Source organism: Parageobacillus thermoglucosidasius (assembly GCF_001295365.1).
GTDB lineage: Bacteria > Bacillota > Bacilli > Bacillales > Anoxybacillaceae > Parageobacillus > Parageobacillus thermoglucosidasius.
This window is the reverse complement of the sequence record NZ_CP012712.1, coordinates 1,932,266-1,949,767: the sequence shown is the minus strand read 5'-3', so window position 1 is coordinate 1,949,767 and position 17,502 is coordinate 1,932,266. Positions and strand designations below refer to the sequence as shown.

Sequence of the window (17,502 nt, the reverse complement as noted above, 5' to 3'; positions counted from 1 at the left end):
TCAGCCTTTTGCCGCATTTTTGATTTGTTCGCGCAGCAAAAACTTTTGAATTTTCCCGCTGGCGTTTCGCGGCAATGCGTCGACAAAATAATATGCACGCGGCCGTTTGTAAGGCGCGAGACGATCGCTATTTTTACAAAATTGTTCCAAATCCTCATCCGTCACATTCGGATCTTTCTTCACCACAAACGCAACGACTTTTTCTCCCCATAGTTCATCCGGCTCGCCGATGATGGCGACATCGAGCACGCCATGATGTTCGTATAACACATCTTCCACTTCGCGCGGGTAGACGTTTTCCCCGCCGCTAATAATCATGTCATCGACACGGTCGGCCACGAACAGATAGCCGTCTTCATCCATATAGCCTAAATCACCGGAATGATACCATCCTTTATACATCGCTTTTGCGGTCGCTTCCTCCCGGTTGTAATAGCCGGCCATCATGCAAGGCCCCCTCATAATCACTTCGCCGACTTCTCCAGGCGGAAGTTCATCATCCGGGTCGGACGGGCCGTCTTCCCGCGGTTTGACGACGCGAACTTCATGGTTGAGGCAGGCGCGCCCGGCAGATCCGGCTTTTGTCAACTGTTCTTCTTCCAGCAAAAACGTCACCGCTGGCCCCATTTCCGTCATGCCATACGCTTGAATCAAATCAATGCCTAACCGCTCTTTACATTCTTTCACAAGAACAGGGGCCATCGGAGCGGCGCCGTACAATCCAAGGCGAAGCGATGACAAATCGTAATCACTAAGTTTTTCTTGTAACATCATATTCCACATCGTTGGCGCGGCAAACAACAGCGTTATTTTCTCCTGTTCAATCGTTTGTAACGCTAGCTTTGGATCAAAATGATGAAGAATGATATTGGCTGCGCCTGCATGAACGCGCGGCAAAAAGCAGCAATGCAACTCCGCACAATGAAACATCGGCGCGGCAACAAGCCCGCGGTCGGTGTCGCGAATGCGCATCACGGAAATGCAAATCATGCTTTGTTCTATCATATCGCGATGGCGGTGCAGCACTCCTTTCGGCCTGCCAGTGGTGCCGCTCGTGTACATAATCGCGTAAATGTCATTTTCTGATACATCCATCGAAGGTGCTGCTGCTTGTGCATGTTCGACAAGCGCATGGTAGTCAGCTGCATAAGGCGGCGTATCATCATCGATATACCAAAATGAAACATGCGGGAATTCATGATGAATGGCTGCGATTTGCGGTGCAACTGCCTTTTCAAACAACACCACTTTCGGCATTGCATCTTCGAGGATGTAAGCGATTTCTTTTGATTTCAAACGAAAATTAATCGGATTGAAAATCGCGCCAATTTTCGCGCAGGCAAAAAACGCTGTGCCAAGCTCCATTGTGTTGAACAAAACGGTCGATACGCGGTCCCCTTTTTGAACACCGGCTTCCAAAAGAGCGTTTGCAAGGCGGTTCACCTCATTTTCCCACTGTTCATACGTATAACGGCGTCCTTTTGTCATATCGACAATCGCTTCTTTTTGCGGAAATTTCCGCACCGTCTGGGCAAATACTTCGCCAATCGTCATGTACATGCGCACCAGCCCCCTTGTCATTTTCAAACATTGCTATTACTTTAATTATACATAATATAAATAAAATATAAAATATAAATACTATTCAGAATATTAGTTATCTGATTTGTTTTTATGTATAACTATTCCACACATTATCAACAACTCCTCTATTGCATAAAAAAGAAAGGGCTGGTTTCCCCTTTCCCGCTTACATGCCTACTATAAGATCCCGGCCGCGAATCAATGTCAGCTCCTTTTTATCATATCTCCCTTCGTGCAACAAACGCACCGCCTGTTTGCGAATCGCTTTTTCAATTAAGTTGCGCACATAGCGACCGTTGCTGAATTTTCCGTACTGTTTCTCCTCAAGCATTTCTTCGATATGATCATGCAGTTTTCGCTCCGCTTCCGGCGTGAATTCATATTCCCGTTCACGCAACATTTGTTTGGCTATTTTAACTAACTCATCGACTGTATAATCAGGAAACTCGATGGTTAATGGAAAACGGGAAGGCAATCCTGGATTTAACGATAAAAAATAGTCCATCTCTTTCGGATACCCCGCTAAAATGACAACCAAATCATCACAATAATCTTCCATTCCTTTAACAAGCGTGTCAATTGCCTCTTTTCCAAAGTCTTTTTCCCCGCCGCGTGCAAGGGAATACGCTTCATCGATAAACAAAATGCCGCCGCGCGCCTTTTTTATCAAATCTCTCGTTTTGTTTGCCGTATGCCCGATATATTCTCCGACTAAATCGGCCCGTTCCGCCTCGATAAAATGTCCTTTCGAAAGCACGTTCATTTCAAAAAACAGTTTTCCTAACAAACGCGCCACCGTCGTTTTCCCTGTTCCGGGATTTCCTTTAAAAATCATATGAAGTGCCTGCTTATTCGATTTCAGCCCGTTTTCTTTGCGAACTTTATCAATATATAGCCATGCATAAATTTCTTTAATGATTTTTTTGACATGATCAAGCCCAATCAGTTGGTCCAGTTCTTTTTGGATATCTTTTAACACGCGATGTTCTTCGTAATTAATCACTTCATTCCGGTCGTCTCTGACAAGATGGCTAATATTTTTCGAATTGAGGACAACATTAATTTGGCCTTTTGCTTTGTTCATCGTCAATTCCGACAATGGTGCGTCACCTCACTTTCCCATTTCATCGCTTTATTCTTTATCAGTATACGTTCTGCATCATCAATTCGTGACAATCGCCTAAACGAAAGAAGCAGAGCAAGCGGGAAATTTCCGTTCCGAAAGCCGGGCGGCAAAGCGCTGGCCCGCACCAGCATGCTTGGAAAAACGCCAATCCCTCATTTATGCAACATTCCCCTCTCCGTCCAACAAACCATTTTTTGCCGTTTCTTTCTATGCAATGTCCGGAACTTAATCCAACAATATGATTTGGCGAGCTTCAACAGAAATAAAAGTTTTGTATATTTTATTCAGCACGATCTGTTTTTACGAGTAAAAAAGCGCCCGCCTTTTTTGACGGGCACTTTGCTGTTTGCATCGCTAGCCAATGTTGGCACAACGATTACTCTGTTTCAAATTGAACATTTTTTTCCGGCGCGAACGTCGAAATCGCGTGCTTATAAATGAGCTGTTGTTTTCCTTGAACTTCCAGCAAAACAGTGAAGTTGTCAAATCCTTTGATATAACCGCGGAGCTGAAAACCATTCAATAAAAACACAGTGACTTGAGTTCCATCTTTTCGCAATTGATTTAAAAATTGGTCTTGAATGTTAATCGAATTTTTCATGAGACGTCCTCCTCTTTTTCTCTCTACCTAATTTTATATATTCGCTTCTAATTGAAGCTTTCCTGCTACGTATTGAAAAATTTCCTCCGCTTTCTCATCAAACTTTGCCATATCGGTCATATCGAACCATTGCACAGGCATTTGATTGCGAAACCATGTGAGCTGGCGCTTTGCATAGCGCCGTGAATTTTGTTTCAGCTGTTCGATTGCCTCTTCTAACGAGACGCGCCCCTCAAAATAGGCAAACAGCTCCTTATAGCCAATCGCTTGGACGGATTGGCAATTGCGAATGCCGCGATCGTATAATGCCTTCGCTTCTTCCAGCAGCCCTTCGGCAAGCATTTTGTCCACCCGTTCATTAATACGGCGATACAGCTGTTCACGTTTCATTGTCAGTCCAATAATCGCCGCATCGTAAAGAAGTTTTTTTGTTTGTCCCTGCTGCCATTCCGTCATCGTCTTGCCCGTGCAATAATATATTTCTAGCGCGCGGATGACGCGGCGAATGTTGTGTGGATGAATCCGTGCTGCACTTTCCGGGTCAACCGCTTTCAGCATGTCATAAAGAGCCATCTCTCCTTTATCCTCGGCGATCTGCCGCAGTTGGCGACGATATGCTTCATCGGAAGGAGCCGCCGAAAAACGGTAGTCATAAATGACAGATTGAATGTAAAGCCCCGTGCCGCCGACAATCATCGGCAGGCGCCCCCGTTCGGAAATTTCATGAATAAGCGAACGGGCAAGATGTTGAAACTCGACGACGGAAAACGATTCCCACGGCTCTTTAATGTCAAGCAAATGGTGCGGAATCCCTTCCCTCTCCTCCGGTTTTATTTTCGCCGTGCCGATGTCCATTCCTTTATAAATTTGCATCGAATCGCCGCTGATAATTTCCCCGTGTAACCGTTTCGCTAAGACGATGCTTAGCTTTGTTTTTCCAACGGCGGTCGGCCCGATGATGACGACAAGCTTCTCTCCCATCGGTAACTTCACTACTTTCTTTCATCAATATGTAAATATGTACATTTATTTATTATATCCAAATAAACAAAAATTTTGCATATATTTTTCATAATAAAATGCCAAAAAAGAAATGAACGCCGCAATGGACGTTCACTACACGTTGAATCGTTTAACAAGTGACTGCAAGTCTTCTGCCATTTTCGCCAAAGAAGCAGACGAAGCAGAAATTTCCTCCATTGATGCAAGCTGTTCTTCTGTTGACGCCGATACTTCTTGCGCCCCCGCCGCGGCAGATTCGGCAATTTGCGTCACGAGCTGTACCGATTGCGTTACTTGTTCGGCAGCAGCTGACATTTGCTGTACGGAATCAGAAACATCTTGAATTTGCGCCGCAACTTCATGCACGGCAGTCTGAATTTGCCGGAAAACTTCTCCAGATGTGCTGATAACACCGGTACCAGTCGCCACTTCTTTTTGCACCGTTTCCATCGATTGAACGGCTTCGCTCGTTTCCTCTTGAATCATCGCGATTAACGAAGCGATTTGTTGTGCCGACTGCGCCGATTGCTCAGCCAATTTCCGCACTTCATCAGCCACAACTGCAAAGCCCCGTCCATGCTCGCCTGCCCGCGCAGCTTCAATCGCCGCGTTCAGCGCCAAAAGATTCGTCTGTGCGGCAATTCCGCTGATCACTTCGGTAATTTTTCCAATTTGTTCAGAACGGTTCCCTAATCCTTTTACGATCTCCGCAAGGCGCTCAACGGTATCATTGACTGTGTTCATTTGCTCGACGGCCGTTTGCACCGTTTTTGCGCCCTCCGATGCTTTTTCCGACGTTTGCATCGCAATCGTCGACACGCTTTGCGCACGTTCGGAAATTTGCTGAATTCCTTCCGACATTTGATCGATCTTTTCTGCTGTTTCTTCAACGCTTTGTACTTGTTTTTCCACACCTGCAGCAACGTCTTGGATCGTCAAGGCAATTTGTTCCGTCGCCTTGTTTGTCTGTTCGGCGCTTGCTGTCAACTGTTCGGAAGACGCCGCGACTTGTTCGGCGCTTATCGTCACTTGCTCTAGTACATCACGCAAATTGCTTACCATTTGGTTAAACGATACCGCCAGCTCTCCGATTTCGTCACGGTTAGAAACGACGATTTTTTTCCCGGTCAAATCGCCGCCAGCAATTCGTTTTGCCGCTTCAGAAAGAGCAAGAAGCGGTTGGGAAAGAATGCGGCTGATATAAAAGGTGACAATCCCGCCAATCACAAGCGCTGCTATCCCAATGATAATCATCAACGACTTTATGCCCTCAACTTCCGATGTTGTCTCTTCACTCGCCTGTTTCATCTCTCGTTGCTGAATTTCCGTCAGCTGCCGCGCCACGGTGTCAAATTGCGAGGTAATGTCTCTTCCCATCGTAGTGATTAGTTGTGTGTATGCCTCCACATTATTTTCGTTCTTCAATTGAAACGATTTTTGTCCCAGTTCGTAAAATTGCTGCTCCAATTCATTCAATTGCGCCAGCAATTCTTTTGTATCTGTTCTTGTCAACGTTTTTTCCAGTTCTTTGCTTAGTTTTTTATACTCATTGTGCGCTGCCGTAAAGTTGGTTAACGCCGTTTCATCGCCGACAAGCAAATAGCCGCGCATGCTCCCTTGTTCGCGCCGAAGAGCAATTTCCAACTGTTTAACATTAACAAGCTTTGGAACTTCATTATCGACAAGGCGCGTATAATTGGCATCAATCATGGAAATTTCATAGTAAGCAAAACCAATAAGCATAACTAACAACAAATATATCACGCCAAATCCTGCTATCAGTTTTTTTCTTACAGTCATGTTCATATCATAATCCCCCGTTCATTGCACCCTATATTCCCCTTATCGATGGAAAAATACTCTCCTTTTTTTATTATCGGCATATTTGCCCAAATATTTAGAGCATCTCTCCAGAACGAAGCAAATTATTTTTTTCTTGCTCTGACTCATCGCGGATGAACAACGATGTGACTAAAGCGACAATGCTGCCGATAAACCCAAATAAAAACAGATGGTGGATGCCTGTCATAAAATCGGCCGCTTTCGTCAAAAACGCCCCCATGATCGTCACGCCAATGGCCGTGCCAATATTGCGGCAAAACATGAAAAAGGAAGTAGCAATTCCTTTTTCGTGCGCGTCAGCAAGCTGCTGCGAGCCGATGATGCCAACAGTAGAAGTCAAGCCGAACGATAGCCCTTGAATGAACATCGTACAAAAGACGTACAAAAATCCATGGCTTTCGTTTAAAAGAGCAAGCAATAATCCAGACAGCACGAGCAGAACGTTTCCGATAATCAATAACACTCGGTAACCGTAGCGCAAAATCCATTTTCCTGCCGGCACCGCCGCAATCATCCAACCAATCGACATGCCTAAAAGAGCAACACCGCTCACAAACACCGATTGATGTGCGATATTTTGCAAAAAAAGCGGAATGTAGCTTGATGTGCCGAATAAAGCAACACAGCTGACAAATCCGTTCATGTTCATCCATTTTAACGTTTTATGCTGCACGAGCGCCAATGGAACAAGCGGAGACGTCTGCTTTTTTTCATATAAGTAAAAAATAGTTAATAACGCAGCGCCGGTGACGCCATACATCCAATGGCTGCTTTCCACCACTGTCGTCAACAGAAAAAGGCTGATCGCCGTCGCAAATAAGGCCGCTCCGATATAATCAATCGCCGCCCGTTTTGGTTCGTACACTTCTTTATATGGCAATAGGGTGAGCAAGGAAAGCAAACAAAGCGGGATATTAACATAAAAAATCCAGCGCCATGATGCGTACTCGACAAACAAAGTTCCCAACAGCGGCGCCAAAACGGCGGAAATCCCCCACATCGCCGTAAAAAACGCTTGAATTTTGCCGCGCTTTTCAATCGGGAACAAATCCCCGGCAATAATGGCAGGAAACGGCATCATAAAACCGGCGCCAATTCCTTGCAGCGCGCGGAATACCACAAGCTGGACCATATTTTGCGACATCCCGCAAAGAAGAGAACCGATCAGAAATAAAATAATGCCGAAGCTAAACACTTTCTTTCTCCCAAAAATGTCGGAAAGCCTCCCGGCGATTGGAGAAAGAACGGTCGTCGTTATCATGTAAGAAGCAAACGACCACGCGTAAAGAGAAAATCCTCCGAGTTCTTTGGCGATAATCGGCATCGTCGTATTCATGATGGTTGTATCCATCGATGCCACAAGCATGGCGAGCACAATGCTTACCATTACGGATATTTTGCTATTCACTGCATCTGTCCCCCCCTCTTTATTTATCTTATCTATCATGAATACCTTATTTTACACGACATCATTGCTTTCATACAAAGAAAATGCTTTTTACAACGAAACAAATCAATTGCTTTTTCCGCATTTTTTCGTTACCATAAAATTGGAAAGTTTTATATTTCCTTCTCTGGCGCCCGAAAACGCTAACACGATCCTCAACGGCACATACTTATACTAAACTAAAGGAGGAATTGGATGAAAAAAACAACAAGCGTATTTTATTTCTCAATAGCGATTGCTGCTTTATTTATTTTTTGGGGGATGATTCCTGCCAACAAGCTGCCCGATTATAACTTGGGTGCTGTCAGTACAGCCGTGCATTCCTTTTTAATTGATAAATTCGGCTGGTTTTATTTATTGGCGGCGACAACATTTCTTGTCTTTTGTTTATTCTTAATTTTTTCCAAGTACGGCAATATTCGTCTTGGCAGAGACGATGAAAAGCCAGAATATAGCAACTTGACATGGTTTGCAATGTTATTTAGTGCCGGTATGGGAATCGGGTTAGTGTTTTGGGGGGTGGCTGAACCAATTTCCCATTATTACGAGCCACCTGCCGGAGAAGGAGGAACGCCGGAAGCGGCGCGCACGGCGATGCGGTACGCCTTTTTCCATTGGGGGCTGCATCCGTGGGCAATTTATGGCGTAGTTGCGCTGGCGCTTGCGTATTTCCAATTTCGCAAAAAAGAACCGGGTGTCATTAGCCGCGCATTGCGGCCAATATTTGGCGACAAAACAAATGGCGCTGTCGGTGTCGTGATTGATACGCTCTCTGTATACGCAACAACCTTTGGCGTTGCAACTTCGTTAGGGCTTGGAGCAATTCAAATTGGTGGAGGATTGTCACATTTATTTCCATCAATAACAAATAACTTTACAACTCAATTGATGATTATTATCATTGTTACATTTTTATTTATGCTTTCCGCGCAAACAGGATTGAATAAAGGAATTAAAATATTGAGCGATATGAACATCATTCTTGCCGTTCTGCTGATGTTTTTTTTGCTTTTTGCTGGCCCGACGAACTTTATTATGGACGTATTTACAACAACAATTGGTTCTTATTTGCAAAACTTGCCGTCCATGAGTTTTCAGTTGGCGCCGTTTGAACAAAGCGATTGGCCAAAATCGTGGACAATTTTTTATTGGGCATGGTGGATCGCATGGGCGCCGTTTGTTGGGACGTTTATCGCCCGCATTTCCAAAGGGCGCACAATTCGCGAATTTATGATCGGAGTGTTAGCTGTACCAACAGTATTCAGCGCCTTATGGTTTTCCATTTTCGGCGGTTCAGCGCTATATTTAGAACAATTTCGACATATTGAGATTATGGATGTTATGAATGAAAAAGGAATGGAAACAGCTCTGTTTTTCATGTTGTACCAGTTTCCGCTCGGTGCGATTTTATCTGGGCTGGCGATTTTACTCATTTGCACATTTTTCGTCACATCAGCCGATTCGGCTACGTTCGTTCTCAGTATGCAAACAACAAATGGGAGGTTGAACCCACCGAATTCCGTAAAATTTATTTGGGGGATCGTTCAAGCGGCAGCCGCTGTCATCTTGCTCTGGACAGGCGGTTTAGAAGCGCTGCAAACCGCATCGATCATCGCGGCGTTTCCTTTTGCGATCATTATGATTTTGATCGTCATCTCGTTGATTCGTTCGTTTCAAAAAGAGCCTATTGCCAAAAAACGAATATAAATAAAAAGCGAATGCCTCGCATTGCCGGCTGGTATTATCCCCTACAAGTAGACAGCGAAAACAGAGGACATTTGATATGATGTTCTTAATTGTCTACTTGGGAGGGGATTTTTTATGGCGAAAAAAGGACAAACGTTTAACACCATTTAACATCAGATCCAGTAAACACTATAGCCCCCTTTCCGGCGAAATAATAATTGCGCTCGACGATCATTGTTTAATTTTTTTATCTCGTTGTTCAGCGGTTTGTTGGTCAACTCCCCTTCCCTTCGGCGCCAGTAGATCTACAAACGTAAAAGGACCAAAGAGTTTCATTGACGCTGTAAATAAGTTATGGTAAGATGAAATAAATCATATAAAAACGATAGGAAATAACGGAAAATAAATTGCAATCCAATCAAGAGTAGCGGAAGTACTGTCCTATGAATTCTAGCTGAACAGTCGGTTCTAGAAGATAAGATGAAGCGTAACACTTCTTCTTATCGAAGAAGTTTTTCATTTTTAACATAGGGAGGAGAGAAATAAGATGAGGTATGGATTTTGGCTGCCGATTTTCGGAGGCTGGCTGCGCAATGTTGAGGAGGAAAACATGCCGGCGACATTTGAATATGCAAAAACGGTGGCACAAAAAGCGGAGCAGTGGGGATATAGCACCACATTAGTCGCAGAGCTGTATTTAAATGATATAAAAGGGCCGGAGCATGATTCGTTAGAAGCGTGGTCAACGGCGGCGGCGCTAGCGGCGGTGACAGAAAAATTAGAAATTTTGGCCGCAGTCCGTCCTGGTTTCCATAATCCGGCTGTTATAGCAAAAATGGCGGCCAATATTGACCACATTAGCAACGGCCGTTTTACACTGAATATCGTGTCGGCATGGTGGGAAGAAGAAGCGCGCCAATATGGCGGCATTTTTACCGAACATGATGAACGCTATGACCGCACTGAAGAATTCGTTCAAGTGTTAAAAGGCATGTGGACGAACGATATATTTCATTTCCAAGGAAAATTTTATGAAATCAAAGGAGCCCATTTAGCGCCGAAACCGGTGCAAAAGCCGCATCCGGTGTTATACGCCGGCGGCGAGAGCGAACGAGGAAAACAAGCGATTGTCGAGCATTGCGATGCCTATGTGATGCACGGTGGAACAGTCGAAGAAATCGCCCGCAAAATTGCCGACATGAAACAGCGCCGCGAACAAGCAAGAAAAGAGCCGTTTCGTTCGTTTGGCATGGCGGCGTTTGTCATTTGCCGCGACAGCGAGGAAGAGGCGCAGGCGGAACTGCAGCGTATTACCAACGTCAAATTATCGAGCGGCTACGCAGGATATCAGGATTTCATCAGCAAATCCCAACTTGAACTGCAATTACAATTGCAAGACTATTCTGTATCTAATCGCGGACTGCGGCCAAACTTTGTCGGCACGCCGGAGCAAATTGCCGACCGCATTTTGGCATATGAAGAGGCAGGCGTTGATTTCTTGTTATTACAGTTTTCTCCACAATTAGAAGAAATGGAACGATTTGCCAAACGAGTCATGCCGCTCGTCGAACAGCGCAAACTTGCGGCAAAAGCGGGGGAAATAAGATGAGCAAAATTTACATTATTCACGAAAATAGCGAATGGACCGTGCATTTAACGCAGCGGTTGGATGAACTGGGTCTGCCTTATGAAGAATGGTTTTTAGACAAGGGGACGGTCGATTTATCAGCGATGCCGCCGGCAGGGGTGTTTTACAGCCGAATGAGCGCCTCTTCCCATACCCGGTCCCATCGTTTTGCCCCGGAACTCACAGAAGCAGTGCTCGCCTGGCTTGAGCGCCATGGGCGCCGGGTGTTCAACGGAAGCCGGGCGCTCCGCTTAGAAATTAGCAAAGTAAATCAATATATGGCGTTAAATGCGCATGGAATCCGCACACCAAAAACAATCGCCGCCGTCGGCAAGGAACAAATTGTGGAAGCGGCAAAACAGCTTGGCGCGCCGTCGTTTATTACGAAACATAACCGCGCTGGCAAAGGGCTTGGCGTGCAGTTGTTCCATTCGATTGAGGCGCTTCAGCAATATCTCGAAAGCCCTGCCTTCGAGGATTCGGTAGACGGCATCACACTTGTGCAAGAATATATTCAAGCGCCAGAGCCATTCATCACCCGCTGTGAATTTGTCGGCGGCAAGTTTATGTATGCCGTGCGCGTCGACACATCGGAAGGGTTTGAGCTTTGTCCGGCTGATGCTTGCCAAATCGGCGATTTGTTCTGTCCGGTCGGCGAAACGGCAGCGCGTCCGAAATTTGAAATTATCGACGGTTTTTCCGACCCGATACTCGAAAAATATGAGCAATTTTTGCGCGCCAATGATATTCATATCGCCGGCATCGAGTTTATCCGCGATCAAAACGGCACGATTTTTACGTACGATGTCAACACCAATACGAATTACAACTCGGAGGCGGAAGCGCGTGCCGGCAAATTTGGCATGTTAGAAGTAGCCAAGTTTTTAGGTGAGGAATTAAAGCGGCTTCAAGCCGTTTTTGTATAAAATATAGCCCTGGTTTTTGGAAGCACAAAAACCAGGGTTTATTTATGCTCGCGGATGGAAGCAGCATGGCAAAATATCGTTAATGCCTTATCGTTTCGCTTGGGCAATGAAGAAAATGCACGATTTCACTACTTTCGATAAAAATCGTTTTCTCCGTTCATATTTTGGATGGTTAAACATTGCGCTCGGCATGCCTTCTTTAACGATGCAGCCGCCGTCCGTAAACAGGGCGCACCTTCCCGCTTTTCTGCCTCTGGCCATTTTTCTTGGTGCCGGGTTAAGCAGCGGCAAACACTGCAAATGATTCCATGTCTCCTCCGCCTTTTTAATTTAAGATAGTAAAGCGACTAATCTTTAATAAATGGAGAGGGGATTTTTGATCCCCTTAACCATCCAGGAAATTTCACTTTTTTATGCCTTTATGTACAAAAACTTGATTGTCAAGTACATTTGTGGGGAAACAAAACACCATTTATTTCGCTTGCCGCATTCATAATGCTTTTTTCCTTTCCAGCGATTCGTAGCTATCTTGCCAACGGAGAATCCGACGCCCCACCAGTTCTAGGAGATAATCAGTCAATTTGCCAAACAATGCAAACAACAAAATGCTGGCAATGATGATCGCCGGACGCCCTGTCGTCTGACCATCAGTCAGAAGAAAACCCAATCCTTTGCTTGCTCCCATAATCTCTGCAGCGACGACAAACATCCATCCTAATCCAAAACCGCTTCGTAGTCCGACGATGAAGGAAGGAAGAGCCGCCGGAAGAAAAAAATGGCGAATCAATCTCCAGCCTTGGTAACCATGCACCCATCCCACTTCCAGTAAGCGGCGGTCCACTCCTTGAATGCCAGATACCAAATTGAGATAAACCGGGAAAAAGACCCCCAAAGCAATTAATGATATTTTGGAAGCCTCACCGATTCCCATCCATAAAATAAACAACGGCACCCATGCCAAGGAAGGAATATTGCGCAGCGCCTGGATAAGAGGATCCAACAAATAGCGAATTGTACGAAAATATCCGTTCAATACGCCAAGCAATAAAGCAAGAGCTGTACCGAGCAGAAATCCCATGCTTACCCGATATAATGTAATCCCGACATGTTCTTGAAGTTCGCCCCCACGAAACAAATCCACAATGGTGGAAACGATTTTCAAAGGGGAAGGCATGATATTTGCGGCGATCCAACCGTTAACCGAAGAGATCTGCCACAAGATTACAATGAATATTGGAACAATGAGCCCCATTCCTGTGATCACGAAATTTTTGTTCCATTGACGCAACCGCAATCTCCCCTTTAATCCTTGTTGATATGTTTTATATACTGCGGATCTATTAAATCGTCGATCGTTTTCTTAATATCGACGGATTTGTCAATGACGCCGCTTTTCAGCAGGATTTCGCCTGCCGCTTCAATTGTCTGCTTGTGGGCTTCGCCGATGACCGGGTTTGTCAAGTCTGTACGGCTGAGCACTTTGGCCGTGACTTCTTCACTCTGTTTACTTTCTGCGGCCACAATTTTCGCGAATTCGTCTGGATTTTCGATCGCCCATTTTCTTGCCTTTTCATAAGCTTTCAACACTTTTTCCACAATTTCAGGATGGTCTTTCGCGAAGGCTTCCCTGACATTCAAGAATCCGTACGTATTCCAATCCGCGTTGCGGAAAAACAGCTTGGAGTGCTTCTCTATCTCCGTCTGTGCGATATACGGATCAAGTCCTGCCCATGCGTCCACATCCCCTTTTTCAAGTGCAGTTTTACCGTCAGGATGTTGCAGCTGGACGATTTCCACGTCTTTTTCGCTCAATCCCTCCGTATCCAACGCCCGTAGCAAAAAGATGTAAGGATCTGTCCCACGTGTGACAGCGATTTTTTTCCCTTCAAATCTTTTACCTTTTCTATAGGGGAACCAGCACGTGCGACCAATGCTGTCCATTCTGGTTTGGAGTAAACATAAATTGATTTGATCGGGTTTCCGTTCGCTTTTCCGAGCAGAGCAGCGGAGCCTGCTGTCGAACCAAAATCGATGCTTTTGCTGTTCAAAAGCTCCAGCGCTTTATTGCTTCCGGCGCTGAAAACCCATTCCACTTCGATGCCGTCTTTCTTCAGTTCATCTTCCAGCCATTTCTTTTCTTTCAATACTAGACTGACTGGATTGTAATAGGCGTAATCGAGTTTTACCGTTTTCACTTCCGACGCTGTGGAAGCCGAGCGGCCGCAGCTGCTGAGAACCCCGATTGCGGCAATGATCAAAAAAATGAAGGCGGCTTTATATATCTTTGAAATCATCGTGAAGAACCCCTCTTTCCTTCAATAATGATATGAAACGCTTGAAAATGATTATTTAGGGAGAGAATGCCAATACGGATGCGGGAGCTCCCCGCTCCATGAGGTGATCAAGAATCAGCTTTTCGTAATATGCGAAGTCACTGTTTCTTTCCCTTGGCCGAGGCAGATGTACCGGTATATCGATTTCAATGGCACCGTTTTTGATGAGAACGATGCGATCTGCTAATGCGACTGCCTCGCTGACATCATGTGTTACCAGAATGGTTGAAAACTGCTGTTCCTGCCAAATCCGTTCGATCAGCTCCTGCATTTCGATACGCGTCAGCGCATCCAATGCGCTGAGCGGTTCATCCAGCAAGAGGAGGCGCGGGGAGCCTGCGAGCGCTCTTGCCAGAGCAATGCGCTGACGCTGTCCTCCGGATAACACGTTGGGCCATTCTTTCGCTTTATGTTCCAGTCCCACTAGCCGCAGCGCTTCCTCCGCTCTGGCTTTATCTTCATTTCTCGCACCAACTTGTACGTTGGCAATGACGTTTTTCCATGGAAGCAATCTGGCGTCTTGGAACAGGATTCTAGTATCCGGATGAATCCCCCTGACTCTCTCTCCGTCTAAAAGAATTTCCCCTTCTGTCGGAACATCAAGTCCAGCAATCAGACGCAACAGCGTGCTTTTGCCACATCCGCTGCGCCCGACGATGGCAATAAATTCACCTGGTTTGATTTCTAAATCCAATTGCTTCAGCACTTCGACATTGCCAAACTGTTTTCTAACACCTTTTACTTGCAAATGGGAACCTACAGTCTTTATACCCAATCCTCATTCCTCCCCATTCTAATGATGCTATTTGGCGGAATATGCCGGATGATCAGAACAAAAAACGGACAAGTGTTCCATAGCCGGCGCTCCACTTCTTTATAAATCTGCTTCCTTTATTGGAAACGGCCTAAGGGAATCCCTCAGGCCTTGCATTCAACCATATGTGCTAAGTTTTAATCTCCCCCTTCATACCAAAGTTCAAGAGGCAAACCAACAAGCGCTTTCCCTATCCATTCACGAGCAATATTGTTGGAAGGCCCCATCGCAATACCGGCGCGTGCATCTCTAAACAACCGCTCAAATATCCCGCGCTTATATCCGTAACCGCCTGTAACATCCAATGCGGCCTTCGCCGCTTTATTGGCGACTTCCGATGCATGAATTTTGAATTCGACAAGCGGCAAAAGCAGTTCCACTTGCGGCTTGCCCTGTGCTTGCAGCTCGTCCAACTGTTTAGCCAATGAATATTGCCACGGCTTCAGGCTATCAATCAAAACCTTCACCTCGGCCAATTGTTGACGGATCACTTGGTAATCCGCAAGACGTTTGTTGAAATCGCGGTGAATCGTTTCTTTTACGTACGAGGTTGCCGCTTCCAAAGCCGCTTCCGCAACGCCAAGCCAAGTAGAGCCAAGCCCGATCAAATAGATGGGGGAAACACCGCTCTCTAATATTTCTCTTCCTTGACCTTCTTTTCCAAGTTTGTCCCTTTGGTGAATACGGACACCTTCGTAGGTAATCGGGCCGCTGTGATTTCCCCGGACTCCCAAAGCTTCCCATACTCCCGGCTTAATTCCCGGCAATTTCCCATCCACGATGAAAAAACTGACATCCGTTGGCTCCTGTGCCCCCGGCGAACGAGTCTGAACGACATAAAAATCTGCTTGACCCGAGCTGGTGGTAAACGATTTTTCCGCATTGAGAATGTAATATTCTCCATCGCGGGAGGCTTCACTTAAATTGAACCACCAATGGCCTCCTGTCGCTTTTTCGCTTGTGGAATAGGTGCCGATGAGCCCTTGGCGGATCGGCTTCAGCCAGCGCTCCTTTTGATCGTCGTTTCCGTACAGTGCGATCGTTTGAGCAGCGCCAACATGCATGACGTAAACGAGTGATGTGGAAGGGCAGCCTCTGGCTATCTCTTCCGCAGCTATCGCAAAAGCGACATGATCCAGACCACGCCCGTCCCACCGTTTAGGAATCAATACACTATTCCATCCTGTTTCGGCAAGTACTTGGAGATTTTGATTAGGGAAAATGCCGTCCCGGTCGATAATGTCGGCATTCGGTTTAATGACTTTCTCCACAATGGCGCGGATTTCTTCTCGCAGTGCTTCATAATTCGGCCGCACACTCGAGCTATCCACTGTTACACCCATATTCACAATCTCCTTTGCAAGTCATTTTTTATACGGCATCCACCTTTAATGCTGCTTCCTTTTCACGAACCAACGGAATCACTTTTTCGCCGAATAATTGGATTTCTTCGTCATAATGAAGGAATCCGGCCAGAATGAGATCAACGCCGATTTTTTTGAGTTCGATAATGCGATCCGCCACCTGTTCTGCCGTGCCGATCAATCCGGTTTTGAAACCGTCGTTGTATTGGACTAAATCGTTAAAATCCGAATGAGCCCACATGCCTTCTCTTTCTGGGGAGGCTTTGCCGGCAAAACGCACCTGGCTTCGGAAGCCTTCCACCGCTTCGGCATCCGCGTATGCAATGATGTCGCGAAGCACCTGCTTCGCTTCCTCTTCCGTATCCCGCACGATCACAAACGCGTTGACACCGAATTTCACCTTGCGGTTGTTTGCTTTAGCCAGCGATGACACTTCATCGATTTGCGCTTTGAGACCGTCAATAGTATTTCCGTTCATGAAATACCAGTCGGACACTCTGGAAGCCATCTGCCGTGCGGCACGGGAATTGCCTCCTTGGAAAATCTCCGGAACGTTATATGGCTTCGGCTTTAGAGGAGCACCGTTAATTCGGTAAAAATCGCCGCGAAAATGGGTTTCTTCCTCTGTCCACAGGCTGCGCAACACACGGATGAATTCTTCGGATCTCCGATATCTTTCGTCATGATCCAGCCAAGGCTCGCCATACGCGTGAAATTCTCCTTTAAACCATCCGCTCACGATGTTAATCGCAGCACGTCCATGGCTGATTTGGTCAATGGTGGAGATCATTTTGGCTACCGTTCCCGGATGCCACAAGCCAGGAAGAACAGCCGAAATCAATTTTAGTCGTTTAGTTACCGCCGCTAAAGCTGATGCCAACGTGATAGCTTCCAGTTGTTTTTCCGCACCGTAGCTTGCAACAAATCTGGTCTGCAGCAGCGCATATTCAAATCCGGCTTCTTCAGCAATTTGCGCATACCTAACATTGTCTTCAAAAGACCAGCCAGTCTTTTGAGGAATCTTCGAAATGACCAAGCCTCCACTAACATTAGGTACCCAATAAGCAAACTTCAAAGACATCTTTCTCACCTCTGTTTAGATTTTTTATTTATAGACAAAGGGGAGTCCCTCTGCTATGTGAAGGAATAA

The 17,502-nt window shown here is 45.9% G+C and carries 14 protein-coding genes and 1 pseudogene; 3 read left to right on the top strand and 12 right to left on the bottom strand.

Annotated features, from left to right (window positions below):
- The 6 genes from AOT13_RS09685 to AOT13_RS09660 form a co-directional block, all read right to left on the bottom strand.
- Positions 1-1,560, bottom strand: coding sequence for a fatty acid--CoA ligase (locus tag AOT13_RS09685; RefSeq protein WP_003251540.1), 1,560 nt, complete (start codon positions 1,558-1,560; stop codon positions 1-3).
- A 190-nt stretch (positions 1,561-1,750) separates the two neighbouring features.
- A complete protein-coding gene (spoVK, locus tag AOT13_RS09680; RefSeq protein WP_003251541.1) occupies positions 1,751-2,683 on the bottom strand; it encodes a stage V sporulation protein K in 933 nt (310 codons plus the stop codon).
- Positions 2,684-3,086: 403 nt separating this feature from the next.
- Positions 3,087-3,311: an RNA chaperone Hfq gene (gene hfq, locus AOT13_RS09675; RefSeq protein ID WP_003251542.1), complete on the bottom strand. Its 225-nt coding sequence runs from the start codon at positions 3,309-3,311 to the stop codon at positions 3,087-3,089.
- Positions 3,312-3,344: 33 nt separating this feature from the next.
- Positions 3,345-4,292 (bottom strand): tRNA (adenosine(37)-N6)-dimethylallyltransferase MiaA, encoded by a 948-nt coding sequence (gene miaA / locus AOT13_RS09670; protein WP_003251543.1) that lies wholly within the window; start codon positions 4,290-4,292, stop codon positions 3,345-3,347.
- 135 nt (positions 4,293-4,427) lie between these two features.
- On the bottom strand, positions 4,428-6,119 hold the full coding sequence (locus AOT13_RS09665; RefSeq protein WP_003251544.1) for a methyl-accepting chemotaxis protein: 1,692 nt from the start codon (positions 6,117-6,119) through the stop codon (positions 4,428-4,430).
- A 91-nt stretch (positions 6,120-6,210) separates the two neighbouring features.
- Complete coding sequence (locus tag AOT13_RS09660; protein WP_035502204.1) at positions 6,211-7,563, bottom strand: MDR family MFS transporter; 1,353 nt, start codon at positions 7,561-7,563, stop codon at positions 6,211-6,213.
- Between the two features lie 234 nt (positions 7,564-7,797).
- On the opposite strand from AOT13_RS09660, the gene AOT13_RS09655 reads away from it, so the two are divergent.
- The 3 genes from AOT13_RS09655 (at position 7,798) to AOT13_RS09645 (ending at position 11,841) form a co-directional block, all read left to right on the top strand.
- Positions 7,798-9,309, top strand: a complete 1,512-nt coding sequence (locus AOT13_RS09655; RefSeq protein WP_003251546.1) for a glycine betaine uptake BCCT transporter — start codon at positions 7,798-7,800, stop codon at positions 9,307-9,309.
- 526 nt (positions 9,310-9,835) lie between these two features.
- Complete coding sequence (locus tag AOT13_RS09650) at positions 9,836-10,897, top strand: LLM class flavin-dependent oxidoreductase (protein ID WP_042383246.1); 1,062 nt, start codon at positions 9,836-9,838, stop codon at positions 10,895-10,897.
- Positions 10,894-11,841, top strand: a complete 948-nt coding sequence (locus AOT13_RS09645) for an ATP-grasp domain-containing protein (RefSeq protein WP_042383247.1) — start codon at positions 10,894-10,896, stop codon at positions 11,839-11,841. Before AOT13_RS09650 ends, AOT13_RS09645 begins: the two co-directional genes overlap by 4 nt.
- An 87-nt stretch (positions 11,842-11,928) precedes the next feature.
- Here the strand turns inward: AOT13_RS09645 and AOT13_RS09640 are convergent, their stop codons facing one another.
- From AOT13_RS09640 to sfnG, 6 genes and pseudogenes are all read right to left on the bottom strand, one after another.
- On the bottom strand, positions 11,929-12,141 hold the full coding sequence (locus AOT13_RS09640; RefSeq protein WP_042383249.1) for a hypothetical protein: 213 nt from the start codon (positions 12,139-12,141) through the stop codon (positions 11,929-11,931).
- Positions 12,142-12,331: 190 nt separating this feature from the next.
- On the bottom strand, positions 12,332-13,129 hold the full coding sequence (locus AOT13_RS09635) for an ABC transporter permease (RefSeq protein ID WP_003251549.1): 798 nt from the start codon (positions 13,127-13,129) through the stop codon (positions 12,332-12,334).
- A gap of 14 nt (positions 13,130-13,143) precedes the next feature.
- Positions 13,144-14,135 (bottom strand): annotated as a pseudogene (locus AOT13_RS09630) (aliphatic sulfonate ABC transporter substrate-binding protein).
- Positions 14,136-14,190: 55 nt separating this feature from the next.
- Positions 14,191-14,949 carry an ABC transporter ATP-binding protein gene (locus AOT13_RS09625; protein ID WP_042383250.1) on the bottom strand — a complete coding sequence of 253 codons (759 nt, stop codon included), beginning with the start codon at positions 14,947-14,949 and terminating at the stop codon, positions 14,191-14,193.
- A gap of 176 nt (positions 14,950-15,125) precedes the next feature.
- On the bottom strand, positions 15,126-16,331 hold the full coding sequence (locus AOT13_RS09620) for an acyl-CoA dehydrogenase family protein (RefSeq protein WP_042383252.1): 1,206 nt from the start codon (positions 16,329-16,331) through the stop codon (positions 15,126-15,128).
- A gap of 28 nt (positions 16,332-16,359) precedes the next feature.
- Positions 16,360-17,433 carry a dimethylsulfone monooxygenase SfnG gene (sfnG, locus tag AOT13_RS09615; protein ID WP_013401221.1) on the bottom strand — a complete coding sequence of 358 codons (1,074 nt, stop codon included), beginning with the start codon at positions 17,431-17,433 and terminating at the stop codon, positions 16,360-16,362.
- Positions 17,434-17,502: the final 69 nt, after the last annotated feature.

Excerpts from the sequence above, each read along its gene's own strand:
- AOT13_RS09665 (WP_003251544.1), bottom strand. The coding sequence starts at position 6,119 with ATGAACATGACTGTAAGAAAAAAACTGATAGCAGGATTTGGCGTGATA.
- AOT13_RS09655 (WP_003251546.1), top strand. The coding sequence starts at position 7,798 with ATGAAAAAAACAACAAGCGTATTTTATTTCTCAATAGCGATTGCTGCT.
- miaA (WP_003251543.1), bottom strand. The coding sequence starts at position 4,292 with ATGGGAGAGAAGCTTGTCGTCATCATCGGGCCGACCGCCGTTGGAAAA.
- AOT13_RS09645 (WP_042383247.1), top strand. The coding sequence starts at position 10,894 with ATGAGCAAAATTTACATTATTCACGAAAATAGCGAATGGACCGTGCAT.
- AOT13_RS09650 (WP_042383246.1), top strand. The coding sequence starts at position 9,836 with ATGAGGTATGGATTTTGGCTGCCGATTTTCGGAGGCTGGCTGCGCAAT.
- sfnG (WP_013401221.1), bottom strand. The coding sequence starts at position 17,433 with ATGTCTTTGAAGTTTGCTTATTGGGTACCTAATGTTAGTGGAGGCTTG.
- AOT13_RS09685 (WP_003251540.1), bottom strand. The coding sequence starts at position 1,560 with ATGTACATGACGATTGGCGAAGTATTTGCCCAGACGGTGCGGAAATTT.
- hfq (WP_003251542.1), bottom strand. The coding sequence starts at position 3,311 with ATGAAAAATTCGATTAACATTCAAGACCAATTTTTAAATCAATTGCGA.
- AOT13_RS09620 (WP_042383252.1), bottom strand. The coding sequence starts at position 16,331 with ATGGGTGTAACAGTGGATAGCTCGAGTGTGCGGCCGAATTATGAAGCA.